Annotated in this window: 11 protein-coding genes, 1 tRNA gene and 1 pseudogene; 1 reads left to right on the forward strand and 12 read right to left on the reverse strand. The window is 63.5% G+C overall.

Translation table 11 applies throughout. The annotated features are described in order from the left end of the window. Positions 1–566 precede the first annotated feature (566 nt). Positions 567–809, reverse strand: a complete 243-nt coding sequence (locus FYJ44_RS07085; protein WP_154510629.1) for a site-specific integrase — start codon at positions 807–809, stop codon at positions 567–569. 166 nt (positions 810–975) lie between these two features. Then, positions 976–1,533: pseudogene (locus FYJ44_RS07090) on the reverse strand (DDE-type integrase/transposase/recombinase); the annotation flags it as partial. Here FYJ44_RS07090 and FYJ44_RS15020 point away from each other — a divergent pair. Further along, positions 1,497–1,919 carry a tyrosine-type recombinase/integrase gene (locus tag FYJ44_RS15020; RefSeq protein ID WP_154510630.1) on the forward strand — a complete coding sequence of 141 codons (423 nt, stop codon included), beginning with the start codon at positions 1,497–1,499 and terminating at the stop codon, positions 1,917–1,919. The pseudogene FYJ44_RS07090 and the gene FYJ44_RS15020 overlap by 37 nt on opposite strands. A 62-nt stretch (positions 1,920–1,981) precedes the next feature. Here the strand turns inward: FYJ44_RS15020 and FYJ44_RS07105 are convergent. The 10 genes from FYJ44_RS07105 to fliF form a co-directional block, all read right to left on the reverse strand. Next, positions 1,982–2,057, reverse strand: a tRNA-Val gene (locus tag FYJ44_RS07105). Between the two features lie 45 nt (positions 2,058–2,102). Further along, positions 2,103–4,688, reverse strand: a complete 2,586-nt coding sequence (locus FYJ44_RS07110; RefSeq protein ID WP_154510631.1) for a PEP/pyruvate-binding domain-containing protein — start codon at positions 4,686–4,688, stop codon at positions 2,103–2,105. A gap of 1 nt (position 4,689) precedes the next feature. Beyond that, a complete protein-coding gene (locus tag FYJ44_RS07115; protein ID WP_154510633.1) occupies positions 4,690–5,070 on the reverse strand; it encodes a response regulator in 381 nt (126 codons plus the stop codon). Between the two features lie 63 nt (positions 5,071–5,133). Next, the gene (locus FYJ44_RS07120) at positions 5,134–6,849 is read right to left on the reverse strand and encodes a sensor histidine kinase (RefSeq protein ID WP_154510635.1); all 1,716 of its coding nucleotides are present in this window, start codon (positions 6,847–6,849) and stop codon (positions 5,134–5,136) included. Continuing rightward, the gene (locus FYJ44_RS07125) at positions 6,840–9,470 is read right to left on the reverse strand and encodes a PEP/pyruvate-binding domain-containing protein (RefSeq protein WP_154510636.1); all 2,631 of its coding nucleotides are present in this window, start codon (positions 9,468–9,470) and stop codon (positions 6,840–6,842) included. Before FYJ44_RS07125 ends, FYJ44_RS07120 begins: the two co-directional genes overlap by 10 nt. Positions 9,471–9,838: 368 nt before the next feature. Further along, positions 9,839–11,320, reverse strand: coding sequence for a FliI/YscN family ATPase (locus tag FYJ44_RS07130; protein WP_154510638.1), 1,482 nt, complete (start codon positions 11,318–11,320; stop codon positions 9,839–9,841). A gap of 21 nt (positions 11,321–11,341) precedes the next feature. Next, the gene (locus FYJ44_RS07135; RefSeq protein WP_154510640.1) at positions 11,342–12,952 is read right to left on the reverse strand and encodes a FliH/SctL family protein; all 1,611 of its coding nucleotides are present in this window, start codon (positions 12,950–12,952) and stop codon (positions 11,342–11,344) included. Between the two features lie 75 nt (positions 12,953–13,027). Then, positions 13,028–14,023: a flagellar motor switch protein FliG gene (gene fliG, locus FYJ44_RS07140; RefSeq protein ID WP_154510642.1), complete on the reverse strand. Its 996-nt coding sequence runs from the start codon at positions 14,021–14,023 to the stop codon at positions 13,028–13,030. Positions 14,024–14,077: 54 nt separating this feature from the next. Continuing rightward, positions 14,078–14,293: a flagellar M-ring protein FliF gene (locus FYJ44_RS07145; protein ID WP_154510644.1), complete on the reverse strand. Its 216-nt coding sequence runs from the start codon at positions 14,291–14,293 to the stop codon at positions 14,078–14,080. After that, positions 14,274–15,920 carry a flagellar basal-body MS-ring/collar protein FliF gene (gene fliF, locus FYJ44_RS07150; RefSeq protein ID WP_154510646.1) on the reverse strand — a complete coding sequence of 549 codons (1,647 nt, stop codon included), beginning with the start codon at positions 15,918–15,920 and terminating at the stop codon, positions 14,274–14,276. Before fliF ends, FYJ44_RS07145 begins: the two co-directional genes overlap by 20 nt. Between the last annotated feature and the right edge of the window lie 581 nt (positions 15,921–16,501).

A 16,501-nucleotide genomic window follows, 5' to 3' on the forward strand; every position in this document is an offset into this window, starting at 1 on the left:
GAAACGTCGGCCCTTCTCTTTCTGTGCAAAATCAAAGACTGCCGCTTTTTTATATATACGGTGCCCAGTCCGCCTTGTCCAGACAGGAAACGGCTTCACACCCTCCGGGCGGAGCAGCGGCATCTTGCCGGCCGGTCCGGAAAACGTCCTGTTTGGGGACGAACGGCCATGCGGGACAGGGAAACACAATCGGTGGAAGAGATAAGGAGGATAGAAAGGGTTTTCACCGGATGGCCTTCTGCTCAGGATATCCCCGTAAACAACCGGGACGAGCGTGGACGGCAGCCTGGAAGAGATATATTGTGATTTTGTTGCGCAACCGTCACGAAAACGCTGAACATGCCGCCCAGACTGAGGCCGTGTGTTTCCCGCGGCAGGGAGGAAAGTATGACCGACGACTTCAGCGTAATTGTAAGATGGTTGAGCGGCGGTTGAGTTTGCGAATCCGACGGAGCTTTTTGGAATTCACTTTTCAGAGCATGTGCTGCCCCGGCTTATTCAAAAAATCTGTCGTTGGCTTGTACACGATCCCGGAGTATTGCGACGTGACATCGGCACGGGGGGCGTCAACGCCCCCCGCCTCTGCCGAAATACTGTCTATTCCGGCTTGATCCCCTGTCCCGGCGCGGCATTGACCGCCTTTTTGCGCAGGCGGAACCGCGTGTGCCGAAGACGCGCGGGAGCATGGTGGGGTTCGCGTGGCCCATGACCTCGGCCACGGCCTTGACGTCCGCCTCGTACTCCAGCGCTTCGGTGAGCATGACGTGTCGCAGGCTGTAGGGCGTAATCCTGTATTTGGGTGATGCCATACTGCCTCCTTCATACAGAGCTTTACGGCAACATTCCTCCACCCCTTCCCCGCAGCCGCCGCCTGCTTTTCCGTTCACCTGAATATCAGCCCGCCTTGCGACGCTACCGATTTGCTGGTAGGGATTGAGAAATCATGAGCCTATTTATCCTTACACTCGTGTTATCGTCCCTTAGTGGCGTTTGTGCCATCAATTCGCAGTAACGCTCCATAGGGGTTTTCCCGCTGTGGGCACTGGGGGGACGCTCCCAATTATAGTAGTGCTGCCATTCAACCAGAAGCATATCAAATTCGGGCGATGACAGGTCGATGGTGCTGTAGAACTCAATCTTATCCGTTTCTTGCGAGCGCTCGACCTTCCCGTTCAAACGTGGCGAGGCTGGCTTGTTCGGACGAAACTTGATTCCATAGCGCTTTAGGCGCTCTTGGACGATAACGGCAAAAAACTCACGGCCGCGATCCGTCTGTATGCGTTGAACGGGAAAGGGCATTTCCTCAAGGACGCGATCAAGGAAATCCAAGGTATTGTTCGCAGTCCGGCGGGCATAGACCCGCAAGACACGATAACGGGTACAGTCGTCCACGGCGGTATATTAATACAGGCCGGGAGCAATTTTGCAGGTATCCATTTGCACCCGCTCACCGGGAATCGGGCGCTGGTAACGTGTGAAGTCGCTTTTGCGGCGATATGTTACCAGAGGCTTTACCAGATGGTGGCAAAAAACCAAAGGGCAATACAGACCCGTGGCGGGAAGTTCCCCTCAGGAAATCATTGTTATCACTTGTCCGACAATGGCATGATGAGGACACGGAACATGGATTCGAGTATGTGGTTACATACAAAGGAAAACAGGTGGCCCATATTCGTCACGCATGGCGTTGGGCCTTAAAGCGCGCTGGTATTACGCGTCATATCCGACCGTATGACTTGCGGCATGGGTTCGCTACAGAAGCCATCGCTTCAGGTGCGGATTATGGCACAGTAGCGGTTCTCATGGGGCACAAAAGTCCCATGAGGGTTCTTAAGCATTATCAGCACGTCAAAAATAACCAAAAGAAGTCGGTCATGGAGAACCTGCCGCAACCGTCTTTGACAGGCAGCCTCATATGACCAATTTTTATATGACCCAAAAACAGGGGCTACGGCGTCATGCCGTAACCCCTTGACATATTTGGTAGGCAGTACAGGACTTGAACCTGTGGCCCCCGCCTTGTAAGGGCGGTGCTCCACCAGCTGAGCTAACTGCCCGCAAATCGCAACGGCCTATAGATATATGGCAGGGGACGGCCGCTGTCAATGCGAAGGCTTTTCGCCGTATTTCAGCGGCTTTCCGGCCAGCGCGTCCATGTCCCCGGCCAGCTTTTTCCTGAGGGCTTCAGCCTTGGCGCTCTCCCGCATAATCATGTCCACCTGGCGGCTGTGGATCAGCAGATAGCCCAGCAGGCGGGTTTTCCGCAGCGTTTCCGCGGCGTCGAAGCCCTCGGCCACGGCAAAAAGCGAATCGTCCTTGACATCGGCGCGAAAGCCGTGCCCTTCCAGCAGACCGGCCAGCATCCGGGCGCGCAGGCGGCGGCGCTCGCGGTCGGCCGCGCCGCCCTTGAACTGGAAGTTCACGAAGTTTTCATGGCTGTCCTCTCCGGCCAAGCATTCCACCGTGCAGAAATGATAGCCGTAGCGCGCCTGGAGAATCATATAGCGGTCGCCGATGATGAAGAAGTTGCGCTCCGCCATGGTGGTGGGCGCGGTGCTCTCCAGTTCCGGATTCATGGCGCTTTCAAAAACCACGCTCATAAAACCCGCGGCTCCGCTGCTGGGCGGCCCGGCCCAGGGGACGGCCACCATGCCTTCCCAGAGCGCCAGCATGGGCGCGCTGGCGATCTCGGACAGATCCACCACCGGGCCGCCAACAGTCCGGGTGAAGCCGCCGCCCATGTCCACCACCCAATACTGCAGCTTGACGCCCGCCTTGAGCTGTTTGCCCATGCGCCGCCCGACGCCCGCATCGTCGTCAAACATCAGCCGCACCGCTTTCTCATGGCAGAAACGGGTGATGTCGTGCAGGCTCCGGCAGTGTTGCGGCGCGAATTCCGGCGCATCCGGATCCAGGAGGTGCAAAGGGGTCATAAGCTGCGCCAGGGCCTCCAGGCGCAGATACACGGGGCTGCCGGCCATAAGATTGGGCGGCGCGGCCATGGGCGGAATCAACTGGGCCTGCCGTCCGGCCAGAACCACGTTGCGGTTCGCATCCAGCGTCACGTCACCGGCGTTCTCCAGCAGGCGGCAGGCGTCCGGCAGGCTGAAAACGGCGGGCAGACGATATTCCCGCGCCACAGAGGCCAGATGCCCGGCCATGCCGCCGGTTTCGCTGACCAGGCCCGAGGCGCGCGCCAACAGCGTGGCCCAGCGGGGATAGGCCCGCTCCACCACCAGCACGCCGCCTTCGGGAAAGGAGAGCATGTCCGCCTCCTTGCGGGCCACAAAGGCCGGTCCCATGCCCACGCCGGGACTCACCGGCACGCCGCCGCCCGCCAGAACGGTCAGGCCCGGCGGCAGTTCCGTCGCCTGAGCGCCTTCCCCCCTGTCGGGGCCGCCGTCGGCCTCGCGCAACGGTCGGCTCTGCAAGACCATGATGCGCCCGTCGCCGGCTTCCAGGGCCCATTCCACATCCTGAGGCTCGTTATAATATTCTTCCAGCGCCAGGGCCACGCGGGCCAGTTCGGCGGCCTGGACGGCGGTGAGGCTGGGCGCGGCCGCCGCGTCGGCCGGATGTTTTTCCAGCAAACGCGGCGGATTTTCGCGGCTGAACACAAAAACGTCGGGCGTGACGGCCCCGTCCACCACGGCTTGGGGCAGGCCCGGCACGGCATTGAGCACCACCCGCTCCTGCCCCCTGGAGGCTGCCACGGGATCGCGGCTGTAGGCCACGCCGCCCGCTCCGGCCCGGACCATGGCCAGCACGCCCACGGACATGGGCGCCACGTCGTCCGGAATGCCGCGCTGATAGCGGTAGCTCATGGCCGTGACCGCGTATTTGCTGGCCACGATTTCCTTCCAGACCTCGCAGGCTTCTTCGGGCGGCACATTAAGTTCCGAGCGATACTGCCCGGCAAAGGTCACGCCCAGAGCGTCCTCGCCCACGGCGCTGCTGCGTAGGGCCAGGAGCAGATCGTCACCGGCGCGCTCCTTCATGGCCTCCACGGCTTCGGTGACGGCCGCCTCCAGGTCCGGCGGCAGCGGCGCGGCCAGCACGCATTGCTGCAAGGCGGCGGACAGGCTGAACACTTCATCCAGACTGCGCATGTCCGTGGCCTGGATGCGGCGCTCTAGCTCGCTTCGCAGGCCGTTATATTCCATGAAGCGGTAATAGGCGGCCACCGTCACCGCGAAACCGTCAGGCACGTCCAGGCCCACGTTGGCGGCCAGTTCGCCCAGATTGGCCATCTTGCCGCCCACCCGGGGCAGGTCGGTCAGGCGCACGTCGGCCAGAGGCAGGATCAGCGGCCCCCGCGCCGCATGCTCCGGCAGGGCCAGCAGACGCTCCATGTCCCCCCTGATGCGATCAAAGGCCTCCTGCAACGAGGCATAGCCGTTGTCGGACAGGGCGTTCAGCTCACGCACCATCTGAAACACGGCGGTCACCGTGCGGGTGCTCGCGGCGCGCACATAGTCCATGCCGAAGGGTTTGACGCCCGCAAGGCGTTCCTCCACATCGCTCATGGCTTCCAGGGCGCTTTTGTTGGCCGAAAGCAGTCGCCGGAAACGCGCGCAACGCTCCCGCAGGCGGACTTTGAACTCCTCCTCGCGGGCCAGTTCGGCGGGATCCGGCGCGGGCGGTTCCCCGCGGCCCAGCCAGCGGCGCAAGCGCTTCAGCACAGCCATATCAGACAGCGGAACGGGCCGCTTCCTCCATCTTGATGATCAGTTCGCTGATGGACACGGGCTTGAGCATGTAGTCGTAAGCCCCCAGATCCATGCCCTGCACGGCCACGCCCATGCAGGCGTGCCCGGTGAGCAGGATCACCGGCAGCGCCGGGGCCTTGGCCTTCATGCGGCGCAGGGTTTCCAGGCCGTCCATGCCCGGCATGCGCACATCCATAACTACGACCTTGAACATCTCCCCGCCGTCCGCCAGGGTCGCGTCCAGCAGCTCCAGAGCCCGCTGCCCGTCCGGGGCGGTGCTGACTTCCATGCCGCGCCGGGAGAGACGTTTTTCCATCAATTGCAGGAATTCCACTTCATCGTCCACGAACAACACACGCATAGGCGCTCCTGGCTCAAAAGGTTGATGCGGCTTCCGGCCATGCCGCCCGCGGGAGGCACGGGGTCATTCCTCGATCTCCTCTTCCTGCGGGCCTTGCATGGGCTCAAGCGGCAGGGTGATGCAAAACGTGGTGCCCCGGCCCACTTGGCTTTGCACCTCAATCCGGCCGCCCAGCTTTTCCAGAATGGTAAAGCAGATGGCCAGGCCCAGCCCCGTGCCCTCGCCCACCTTCTTGGTGGTGAAGAAGGGATCGAAAATGCGCTTCAGGGTTTCCTCGTCCATGCCCGGGCCGCTGTCCGCAAAGAAAATCCGCGCGCCCTGCTCGCAGACTTCGGTGCGGATGCGCAGGCTGCCGTCCCTGCCGATGGCGTCGATGGCATTGTCGATGATGTTGATGAAAACCTGCTCCAGTTGGGCCGGGTCCGACAGAATCACGGGCAGGTGCGGATCAAACTCCTTGGTGATGACGATATTGCGGTTGGCGGCCTCGGTCTTGAGCATTTCCACGGCCTGATCCGCCAAGGAATTGAGCAGGATTTCCGTCCGGCTGGGATTCATGCGGCGGCCGAAGCCCAGCATGCGCTGGGTGATGCCCTTGGCGCGCCTGACGTGCTGCTCAATCTTGTCCGTGCTGTCCAGAATTTCCCGGTAATTCCGCATGTTATCCGGCTTTTCGTCCTCCAGCAGGTCGCGGATCCAGCCCGCGTTTTCCTGGATCAGCATCAGCGGATTGTTGACCTCATGGGCCACGCCGGCGGCCATCTTGCCCAGGGCCGCCATCTTGCTGGACTGCAGCATGCGGGCGTCGATATGGGCCTGCCTCTGGTCCGAGGCGGCCAGGGAGGCCACCAGACGCCGGGTACAGAGCACCGCGCCCACGCTGACCAGCGCGCCGCCCAGCAGCACGAAGAGCAGAATCAGCACCTGGAGCTGGCGCAGGGGCTGCAGGCTCTCGCCCACGTCGTCCACCACCACCAGCACCCAGGGCATGGAGTCCAGCCGCATCATGGCCGCCAGCAGGTTCTGGCCGCTCTCCTTGTCGGCGGGCACGTCCAGGGGCATGGTCAGCATGCCGTTGCGGGCGGAACTGAGCGGGGGCATCTTGAATTTGCCCATGATCTTGCCGTGATAGAGCGAGTCGGTCTGGAGCACGCCCTGTTCGTTGACCAGAAAGGCGTCGCTGTGCTGGCCGGAATAAACCCGGCGCAGGAGAGCGTCGATGGCTTCCATGTCAATGGTGGCGCGCATGATGTAGCTGCGCCCGCCCTCGTGCCGCAGCACCGCGATGATGAAGTGCGGCACGTGCCGGTAGCCCATGAACACGTCGCTGACATAAACTCCCTTGCGCAGCACTTCATGAAACCAGGGGGTGTCGGCGTAATCGGCGTCGTGCAGGTCATACGGCCCCACATAGGCCACATGCCGGCCGTCCATGCCGATGATGCCGAGATCCACGAAGGAGCGGCTGTTGTTCTGCATGACGCTGAAAACTTCGCTCAGCCGGGCGGGATCGCTCAGTTCCGCATAGGGATGGGTAAAGGCCAGAGTTTTGATCTGGGCCACCCGCTCCACAATAAAGGTGTCCAAGGCGCGGTGCTTGCTGCTGGTCACGGCTTCCAGGCCCGCGCTGATCTTTTCGTTATAGATGGTGTTGATGCGGTCCAGGCAGAACAGGCCCAGAGCCGCCAGCGGCGTGAGCGCCAGCAGCAGCAGGGTCAGCAGCAGACGGCGGTGGATGACTTTGTAGCCCCGGTGCGGGGCGGGCGACGTCAACGGCATGGGGGCGCCTCCTGAGCGTCGGTTGCGGGCAGGTCGCGGCCCGTGAACAGCGCCCGGCAATGGGCGAGCATTTCCTCGCGCCGGGCCGCCACCTGGGTCGAATCCTGCATGATCATGTCCAGTTGGCGGGTATGGATGGTCATGTACCCGGCCACGGCCAGCAGGTGTTCGCCTTCGTCCGTGTCCATGCCTTCCAGGCGGGCGCTGACCGCGTCGTTGCGCAGCACGGGCGCGAAGCCGAACTCCCAGAGCAGATCGGCCACAAAACGCACCCGCAGGATGCGCCGCTCAATATTGGCCGCGCCGCCGCGCAACTGGAAGAGTAGATAATTTTCTTTGCTGCGCGCGCCCAGGCGCGCCTCCACGGAGACGAAATGAAAGCCGAAGCGCGAATGCAGGCTGCAATAGTCGCGTGAAATCATAAAATAGTTCTTTTCGGAAAAATAGGCCGTCTGGGCCGCCGGGTCCAGATGCGGATTGGCCGTGGCCTCGAACAGCACGGACAAAAAGCCCTTGCCGTCCACAGGCGGCGGCCCCTGCCAGGGATGGGCGTTCATGCCCCGCCAGAGGGCCAGCATGGGCCGCGAGGCGATCTGCCCCACGTCGATGACCGGCCCCGCCGGGGTGGTGGTGAAACCGTCGCTGAGGTTGACCACCCAGAACTGTTTGAGCACCGCGTCCCGCAACTGCTTGACCCGCTGGGGCGCATGCTTCTTTTCCGCGCCCAGCGCGAACATGGCGCTGACCGCCTTTTCATGGCAGTAACGGGCGATGTCGTGATAGGTGGCGCAGTTGGCGGCCCTGAAATCCACGCTGTCCACGTCGATGGTCAGGGGCAGGATATGCGCGGCCGCGTGCTGAAGAATGCGGAACACCGGGCTGCCCGGCATGAAGTCGCGCGGCTTTGCGGCCCCGGCCAGCAGTTCGTCCCGTCGGCCCCGGTACACGCGGCCCAGATCCGCGCAAAGGGTGATTTTTTGCCCTTTGGACAGATTTTCCAGGGCGTTTTTCAGTCCGAACAGGGCCGGTTTGCCGAATTCGCGGGTCAGGGACCCCAGACGGGACCCCAGCAGGCCGCGCTCGGCGATGACGCCCGCGGCCCGGTCAATAAGCGAAGCCCAGAGGTAGCTGTCGTCCGGCAATACCAGAATGCCGCCCTGCGGAAAACGGCGCGCATCTTCCCAGGTCCGCACCGGCATCGCCGGGCCGCAGGCTCTGCCGGGATTGACCGTGACGCCCCCCGCCAGCAGGGGCGGCGGCGCGGCCTCATCCGGCGCGGGCAAGGCGTCCGCATCCGCCGCCAGCATCATGGGCCGCACCAGCAAAAGCCGCACCCGGCCGCCGGGCGCGCACACCCAGGTCAGGGAAAGCGGATGGCCTTCGGCTTCCTCCAGCGCCAGGGCCAGCTCCGTCACCCGCAGGGCCGTGGCGTCATCCAGAACCGGATGCTCCGGGTCATGCGGCTCGCGGCCGCGCACCTCGTGCGGCGCGGCGCGGGCCAGGCGCAACATGTCCACGGGCAAAGCGGAATATTCCATTTCCTGCGGCAGGCCGCCGCAGGCATAGACATGCACGTTGGCCCCGTGCGGCTGCAGGGGATTGCCCGTGTGGGTCAGGCCGCCCCACGCGCCCTCCTCCACGGCCAGACAGGTCACGCAGACGCCTGCGTCCGCTTCGGTGAGGCCGCGCGCCCGCCGGTAGATCAGGGCCTGCGCCCGCTGTTTGCGGGCCAGGGTGACGTGCAGGGCCTCCAGAATTTCATCGTCCGGCGCGTCCAGCGGCACGGACGGCCCCCAGAGCAGCAGGCCGGGGTCCATGACGTTTTCCGCCGCGTTCGCGCTCTCCGTCCCGTCTTCGCCGGAAGAGGCGCGCGGCCAGAGGCGGCCCCGCAGCAAAAGGCGCATGGGCCGGCGACATCGGGCGCGCAGGTCCCGCACTTCGGCCAGCACGGCCTCGGCCAGATCCTCGGGCAGGGGCGTGTTTTCCACCAAGCCGCCCAGACTTTCGGAGAGTTTTGCCAGATGCTCCGGGCCGAAGCCGCCAGCCGCCTGAACCCGCCGGTTGATCTCGCTTTGCAGCTCGCCGCTCTGGAAAAAATGCTGGCAGCCCGCCGCCGTGATCACAAAACCGGGGGGCACGGCTTCGGGAAAGCGCCCGCGCAGGCCTTCCAGGCGGGCCGTGGCCGGGTCCACCAGGGCTTCCGCGTCCGCGTCGTCCAGATTTCCACGGCCCAAGGGCAGCACCAGCGGCCCGAGCAGGCAGGATTCCGGCTCATAGACTTCGGCGGCCACAATTTTTTGCAGTTCCGCGAAGCGGGCATAGAGCGCCGGGCCGGGAGCCGGGTCCAGCCGTTCCAGTTGCTGGATGCACTGAAACACCTGGGTGGCCACGCTGGTGCAGAGCGCGCGGACGCGGTACAGGCCGAAGGGATGATCGCAGCAGAGCGTGTACTCCACTTCGGTCATGGTTTCCTGAAATTTGTTCCAGGCGGTGAGAAAAAGCTTGAAGGAATGGTGGCGCAGGGCGAAAAAACGCTCGGCCTCGCCGGGGTCGGCCGAAGCCGAGCCGGAATTCTTCTTTGTGGAGCGCGTGAGGAAACCCAACAGTCGGGAAAGGGACATGGCGACTCCAATAGCGGTTCCGCCGCACCGGGCGGGTGGATGCGCAGGCCGCGCCGGGATTGCGACGCGGCGCGCAGAGCTTGTTCACTCTAGCACAACCCCCGTACCCCTTCAAGCGGCCACAGCCTACGGCGCAGGGTAGACGCATCTAAAAAATCTTTATTTACTAGCTAGATAGCTCAGTAGCAAACAAAAAGCGCCAGATGACGCCGCCAGCGCCGAAAAAGCTGGTTTTGACGGATAATCACGACACATAACAGACTGGCAAAACTGAAATTAGATGCGTCTGTCCTGGCCTACGGCGAGGAAAAACGGACGGCGTGCGCGACGCCCGCGCCGAAACGCCGTAGATGCCCGCCGGAAACGGCTCAGGCCGTCGGCAGAGGGGCCACCTGCGGGGCGGCGACAGCGGGTTGTCCGGCCTGGGCCAGGTCCCGCATCTGTTGCATGCATTGCTCTAGAAACTGCGGATCTCCCACATCCTGGCAAAGAAAAGCGTTGATGCCCGGCATGGCGGCGATGGCCTCATCGATTTCCGCATTGCTGCCCTTGGCGTAGGCCCCGATATTGACCATGTCCTCCACCCGGCGGAAAGTGCTCATGCGCCGGGTGATCACCCGTCCGGCCAGCACATCCTCCCTCCGGCAGATATCCGAGCGCAGACGGCTGATGGAGCGCAGCACGTCGATGGCCGGGAAATGCCCCTGGTCCGCCAAGTCGCGGGTGAGCACGATATGCCCGTCCAGAATGGAGCGCACGGAGTCGGCAATGGGCTCGTTGAAGTCGTCGCCGTCCACCAGAACGGTGTAAATGCCGGTGATGGTGCCTTTGGCCGAGCGCCCGGCGCGTTCCAGGAGCTTGGGCAACTGGGCGAAGACCGAGGGCGTATAGCCCTTGGTGGTGGGCGGCTCGCCCACGGCCAGACCCACTTCGCGCGCGGCCATGGCGAAACGGGTCACGGAGTCCATCATCAACAGAACGTCCATGCTCTTGTCGCGGAAGTATTCGGCCACAGCCGTGGCCGCGTAGGCCGCGCGCATGCGCACCAGGGGGGACTGGTCCGAGGTGGCGATGACCAGCACGGAGCGGGCCATGCCCTCGGGCCCCAGGTCGCGCTCCATGAATTCCACCACTTCGCGGCCGCGCTCGCCGATCAGGGCGATGACGTTGACGTCCGCCCTGGTATACCGGGCCATCATGCCCATGAGCGTGGACTTGCCCACGCCGGAACCGGCCATGATGCCCACACGCTGGCCCTTGCCCAGAGTCAGCAGACTGTTGATGGAGCGCACGCCCACGTCCAGAATGTCCGTAATGCGCGGACGTTGCAGGGGGCTGGGCGGATCGGCGTAGATGGGAGCCAGCTCGGGATGCCACTGGCTTCCGGCCTTGACCGCCCATTCCGGGGTGAAGGGCGCCTGGATTTCCATCTGGCGCTGAAAGTCGGCCCGGCCCCTCTCCCCGGCGGGCAGGGGCGAGGTGTAGATTTCCGCGTTCACGGGCGGTCCCGCGTCCAGAGGCGTGCCGAAGGCGTCAAAAGCCCTGCCCAGCAGGTCGGGCCCCACAGGAAAGACCGGCGGCAGGCTGGTGTTGCGGATGAGACTGCCCGGACGGATGCCGCGCATGTCCCCATAGGGCATGAAAAGCAGATTGCCGTCGCGGAAGCCCACGACCTCGGCGGCGATGCCCTCGCTCTCGCCGTCGGGCAGCATATGGCAGACAGCGCCCAGAGGAGCGCGCAGGCCGCCGCCTTCGGCCACCAGGCCCACCACCTTGTTGACCTTGCCGAACAGGCGGATGGGATTGCTGGTCCTCAGAAGTTGCGAGCAGGCGCGCGGGTCCAGTTTCATGCCGTTTGCACTCCCCCCAGCCTACTTGTCGCCCGCGCCGGGCAGAAAGCCGCCGCCAGCAAGCACTTCGCGCTCTTCCTCACTCTCCAGGGGAAAAAGCTCTTCCTCCAGTTCCGCGAGGCTGGGATTTTCCTTGCGCGGCGCGTCGAGCACGGCGGCCGCAGCCGTGCCCGCATAGCCATCGGCTCCAGATTCGGGCTCACGGGCCACAGTGGGGGCGGGAGCGGCTTCGGGAGCTTCCTCTCCCAGGGGCGGCAGCCAGGCTTGCGGCATGTCTTCCTCCGCAATGCTTTCTTCCGGGGCGCTTTCCTCCGCGAGGGGCGCGGGCGGCCCGGCTTCGGCCTGAACGTCCCGCGCGGCGGGGGCGGCGGAAGGCGCGGGCGGTTCGGCTGGCGCGGGAGCCGCGACCGCGGGATCGGAAAGTTGCGGCGCACTCCCGGCGGAATCCGGGGGCGGAGTTTCCTCCGGGGCGGCGCTTTCAACCGGGGGCGACGCGGCCTGCCGGGTCGCTTCCTCCGCGCTCGGGTCCGCCGCGGATTCCGCTTCCAACGGCATGTCCGGCTCTTCGCCGGACGCGGGAACGGCCCCGTCAGCGGGCAGCGGTTCGGCTTCAAGGGCTTCAGACGCGATCCCCGGTCCGGCTTCCGGCGCAAGGTCGGGAGCGGCTTCCACCGGATACTCCGGCTCGGGAGCCTGGGCCGCGATCTTTTCCACCTCGCGCTCCACCAGTTCATGCACGGCGGAGGCGGAGGCCTCCTCGCCCTCACGGACGGGCAGGGCCAGATGGACCAGAATGCCGTCCACCAGTTCCCGGAAATGCTCACGGCGGCAGTCCACGCTGCCGCTGCCGCTTTCCGCCACCAGGCCGCCGCGCTCCACGGCCGCGTCGCCGTTGACGATCCACTGCTTGAGCTCGGGCACGCGCTCGCGCGCGGCCATGAACATGTCGCCGACCGTCGCCTCGTCTTCCGGATTGACGCGCACCGTCACAGTGGCCCGGTCTTCCAGCAGGTTCAAGGCCTCCAGCACCAGGGAACGCAAAACAGCGTCGTGTTCCTTGTCCAGCAGCCAGCCCGTGCCCGCGGCAACAGCCGTCCGCACCAGTTCCACCAGTTCCCCGCGCCAGGAATCGCAGATGGCGTTCCGCTGGGCGTCAACGGCGCGCAGCACCACGGCCAGGGACTGCCCCAGTTCCGCGCGGAATTCCTTGAGTTCGGCTCCGGCCTGCTCCATTCCGGCCTGAAAGCCTTCGCCGTGGGCCGCCTCGCGGATGCGTTCGGCCTCTTGGCGCGCGGCCTCGGCCCTGGCCAGTTCGGCGGCGGCCTGCTCATGGGCGGCCGTTCCGGCGGCCTTGAGGGCTTCGCCTTGGCGGATCAGCTTCTGGCGCTCGGCCTCGGCTTCGGCCCTGGCCTCTTCCAGCACTTTCTGCCGTTCGGCGTAGGCCGCGCCGAGAATCTCGCGCGCCCGCTCCGCCGCCTTGGCGCGCACCCGCTCCAGATAGTCCTCCTGCTGCTCCCGCCTGAGCTGCTCACGGCGCATGGGCTCCTGCATGGCGTCCAGTTGCTCCACGGTGGCCTCGCGCTCCCCCATGAAGATGGTGCCCCATTTTTTGCGCAATTCTTCTGACGCCATGGCTGCTTCCCGAAGTTACAGATTGAACCCGCCCATGCGGACAAGAGCGGATGGGCGCTGAAACCGCCGGCCCGCCTAAACAAAAACTTCGCCCGCTCCCCGGCTGACCACCACCTTGTTTTCGGCTTCCAGACGGCGCACGATCTTGACGATGTTCTGCTGGGCGGTTTCCACGTCGGAGAGTTTGGTGGGGCCCATGAATTCCAGTTCCTCGCGGATCATGTTGCCCGCGCGTTCGGACATGTTCTTGAAGAACTTTTCCTTGAGGTCGTCGCTGGCGCCGCGCAGGGCCAGGGTGAGATCCTCGTTGGAAATTTCCTTGAGCAGCTCGCGCACGCCGCGATCGTCGATATTCTTGCAGTCCTCGAAAACGAACATGAGGTTGCGGATGTCCTCGGCCATCTGGGCGGAGTCTTCCTCAATCTCGGAGAGCACTTCCTCTTCCGTGGCGCGATCCACGGCGTTGAGAATCTCGGCCACGGACTGCACGCCGCCCACCTTCTTGCCTTCCTTGCCGCCCATGGCGATAAGCTGGCTGGTGAGCACCTTGTCCACTTCCATGAGCATGTCTTCGGGCACGGATTCCAGTTTGGCCAAGCGGGTGAGCACCTCGGCGCGCACCCCGGCGGGCAGGCTTGTCAACAAATTGGCGGCCTGATCCGGATTGAGATGGCCCATGATCAGCGCCAGGGTCTGGGGATGCTCGTTGCGCAGGATCTGCGAAAGCAGGCGGGGGCTGACCGATTCCAGTTCCCGGAAGGGCGCGGGGCCGGTGTCCAGGCTCAGGGAGTCCATGACGTACTTGGCGGTTTCCGGGTCCAGGTTCTTGACCAGCAGGCGCTTCACGGCGTCGCTGCCGCCCGCGATCATGTCCACGCCGTCCACCAGGGATTCATGGAACTCGCGCAGCACTTCCTCCACGGTTTCCCTGGGCACGGGCTCCAGTTCCACGATGGCTCTGGAAACGTCGGCTATTTCCTGCCGCTCCATGCGCTTGAAGACATCGGCCGTAAACTTGTCGCCCATGGCGAGCAGCAGCACGGCAATACGCTGATGGCCGGTCAACTCCATCCCCTCTACTCCTTGCTCGAACGCGCCCGCGCTGCGGCGGCCGCGCGGTTTCTTTTATTCCTTGTCCGTCAGCCAGCGCCGGATCAAATGGACGGCCTGGTCCATATGCTGTTCCGTAAAGTGGTAGAGGCGCAGTTTCAGCTCTTCCACCCGCTGGTTGGTTTCCTTCTGGGCGTGCCGCAGGGCCTTGAGCTCAGTCAGGGAAGGAAGGCGGGAACTGTCCCCGCCCCCGGACGGCAGCGCCGTAAGATCAGACCTTCGCTGTTTCATCGTTTTTCATCCAGCCGCGCACCAGGGTCACCACCTGTTCCATATGATTGTCGGACAGGGTGAAGATATGCGCTTTCAGGGCTTCAATATCCTTGAACACCAGTTCATCGTCGTCTTCTTCCTGCTCGGGCTCTTCCTCGTCGGCCTTGGCCGCTTCCTCCAGGGCCTCATACAGGGCGAGCTGCTCCTCGGCGGCGGGCAGGCCTTCCAGGCCTTCCACCATTTCCCCGGCTTCAACCTTGGGCCGGATCAGGGCGAGCACCACAGGCCGCACGATCAGCATCAGGAAGAGGAAGGCCAGCAACGCATTGAGCAGCGGTTTGCCCAGGCGTTCGGCGTAATCGGCCAGCAGGTCGGCGAAATTGGGATCCTTGGGCGGTTCCGAATCGGTGAAGGGAGCGGAACTCACCTCCAGCAGGTCGCCGCGCCCCTTGTCCAGACCCACGGCATTGGAAACCAGCTGCCGCACGCGCTCCAGCTCTTCCGTCTTGCGGGGCACGAAGGCCCACGCCCCGTCAACCTTTTCATACGTCCCATCAATGATAACCGCAACGGTCAGGCGGCGCAAATCCCCCACATTGGCGACGATCTGCTGCTCTTCCTTGTTGATTTCGTAGTTGGTGGTGCGGGTTTCACGGGTGCCGTTCTGGTCCGACACCGAACCGGTGACGCCGTCGCCGCGAAAGTTGGCGTCCGGCGCGCCCGCCTCAAGGTTGGCGCGGCCCTGCTGGCTTTCCTCGCTGCGCTGTTCACTGCGCACGGCGGTTTTTTCAGGATCGAAAAATTCCCGGCGGATGGTCTTCTGGCTGAAGTCCATGTCCGCGTTGACCTTGGCGATGACCCGGCCCGGCCCGAACAGGGGCTGCAGCATTTCCTCGATGCGCCGCTCCAGATTGCGCTGCACCTGAAGGCGATGCTCCATCTGGGTGCTGCTGGCTCCGGCCAGACTGTCCTCTTCCGGCTGGTAGAGCACCTTGCCGCCGTTGTCCGTAATGGAGACGTGGCTTTTGTCCAGACCTTCCACGGCCATGAGCATCATGTTGAGGATGGCGTTGATTTCTTTCTGGTCGGGTTTGCTGTTGGGATTGGTCAGTTTGAGCACCACGGAGGCCGAGGGGGACTGGCGCTCCTCCACAAAAAGGCTGCGCTGGGGGATGACCAGGTGTACGCGGGCGCTCTCCACGCTGGGGAATTCGCTGATGGTGCGCGAAAGTTCGCCCTGAAGCGCGCGGGTGTAGTTGATTTTCTGCACAAAGTCGGTCTGGCCCACCTTGACCTTGTCGAAAATTTCAAAGCCGATGCCCTGCCCCACCAGGCCGCCTTCGCCGGCGATCTTGATGCGCTGGTCGTAGACCACTTCCCTGGGCACCATGATGGTGGCCCCGTTGTCGGCCAGCTGATAGGGAATCTTGTCGGTTTGCAGCGCCTTGATCACGTGGCTGGCGTCTTCCGCGCCCAAATTGGAATAGAGCACGCGGTATTCCGGCCGGCTCAGCCAGACCGAGAGGCCGATGACGGCGGACAGCAGCGCCACCGCGCCGCCGGCCACGGCCACGCGCTGGATCATGCTCATTCTGCCCCAGAATCCCTTGATGATGTCCACAAAATTCGTAAAGAAAGCGGGCATGACGTTTCCCCTGGTCTTGTCTCTGTCTTGTCGGCGAAAGGCCGGATGCTGCACTCAGATAGCAATTGCCATGCCATTTTATAAGACATTGAAATATAATATTATTTATCTAAACAAAACTTGCCTTGCGCCGCGCGTTCAAATTTGTGACGCGGTCTGAAAGCAGTGAACCCCGCGCCGGACACGGACGCGGGGTTCACTGCTGTGCGGAAAGAAATTTTTGTGTCATGCGGGAAATGCGGACCTATCGCGGGGACGTGTCGTCACGAGAGAGATTTTCGTGTTATATCTAGGAAAACAGGCCCGCTTTAAAGGGGTGTACTCTTACGGCGCCCGACTGAAAAAGCGGGGGAAATTCGCCTGAGCCGTTTGAAGGCGAAGCTGTCTTACGGATCAAGACAGCAGCGCTGACGCAGAGATACCCGAAAAAATATTCGTGACGACGCGTTCTAGATGTAATGTTCCAATAGGTTGTTCACCCTGCCTCAAGCCGGTAAAGCTGGAGTTGACAGACAACAGTAAACCGAGCCGAGGACAGGGTGAACAGCCATAAGAATGCCAAATTGACTGCACGCGGTCGA

The sequence above is a fragment of the Desulfovibrio porci genome, assembly GCF_009696265.1.
Classification (GTDB): Bacteria; Desulfobacterota; Desulfovibrionia; order Desulfovibrionales; family Desulfovibrionaceae; genus Desulfovibrio; species Desulfovibrio porci.

Coding starts and splice junctions, on each gene's coding strand:
- FYJ44_RS07120 (WP_154510635.1), bottom strand. CDS start 6,849: ATGCCGTTGACGTCGCCCGCCCCGCACCGGGGCTACAAAGTCATCCAC.
- FYJ44_RS07135 (WP_154510640.1), bottom strand. CDS start 12,952: ATGGCGTCAGAAGAATTGCGCAAAAAATGGGGCACCATCTTCATGGGG.
- FYJ44_RS15020 (WP_154510630.1), top strand. CDS start 1,497: ATGTTACCAGAGGCTTTACCAGATGGTGGCAAAAAACCAAAGGGCAAT.
- fliF (WP_154510646.1), bottom strand. CDS start 15,920: ATGCCCGCTTTCTTTACGAATTTTGTGGACATCATCAAGGGATTCTGG.
- FYJ44_RS07115 (WP_154510633.1), bottom strand. CDS start 5,070: ATGCGTGTGTTGTTCGTGGACGATGAAGTGGAATTCCTGCAATTGATG.
- FYJ44_RS07130 (WP_154510638.1), bottom strand. CDS start 11,320: ATGAAACTGGACCCGCGCGCCTGCTCGCAACTTCTGAGGACCAGCAAT.
- FYJ44_RS07085 (WP_154510629.1), bottom strand. CDS start 809: ATGGCATCACCCAAATACAGGATTACGCCCTACAGCCTGCGACACGTC.
- FYJ44_RS07145 (WP_154510644.1), bottom strand. CDS start 14,293: ATGAAACAGCGAAGGTCTGATCTTACGGCGCTGCCGTCCGGGGGCGGG.
- FYJ44_RS07110 (WP_154510631.1), bottom strand. CDS start 4,688: ATGGCTGTGCTGAAGCGCTTGCGCCGCTGGCTGGGCCGCGGGGAACCG.
- FYJ44_RS07125 (WP_154510636.1), bottom strand. CDS start 9,470: ATGTCCCTTTCCCGACTGTTGGGTTTCCTCACGCGCTCCACAAAGAAG.
- fliG (WP_154510642.1), bottom strand. CDS start 14,023: ATGGAGTTGACCGGCCATCAGCGTATTGCCGTGCTGCTGCTCGCCATG.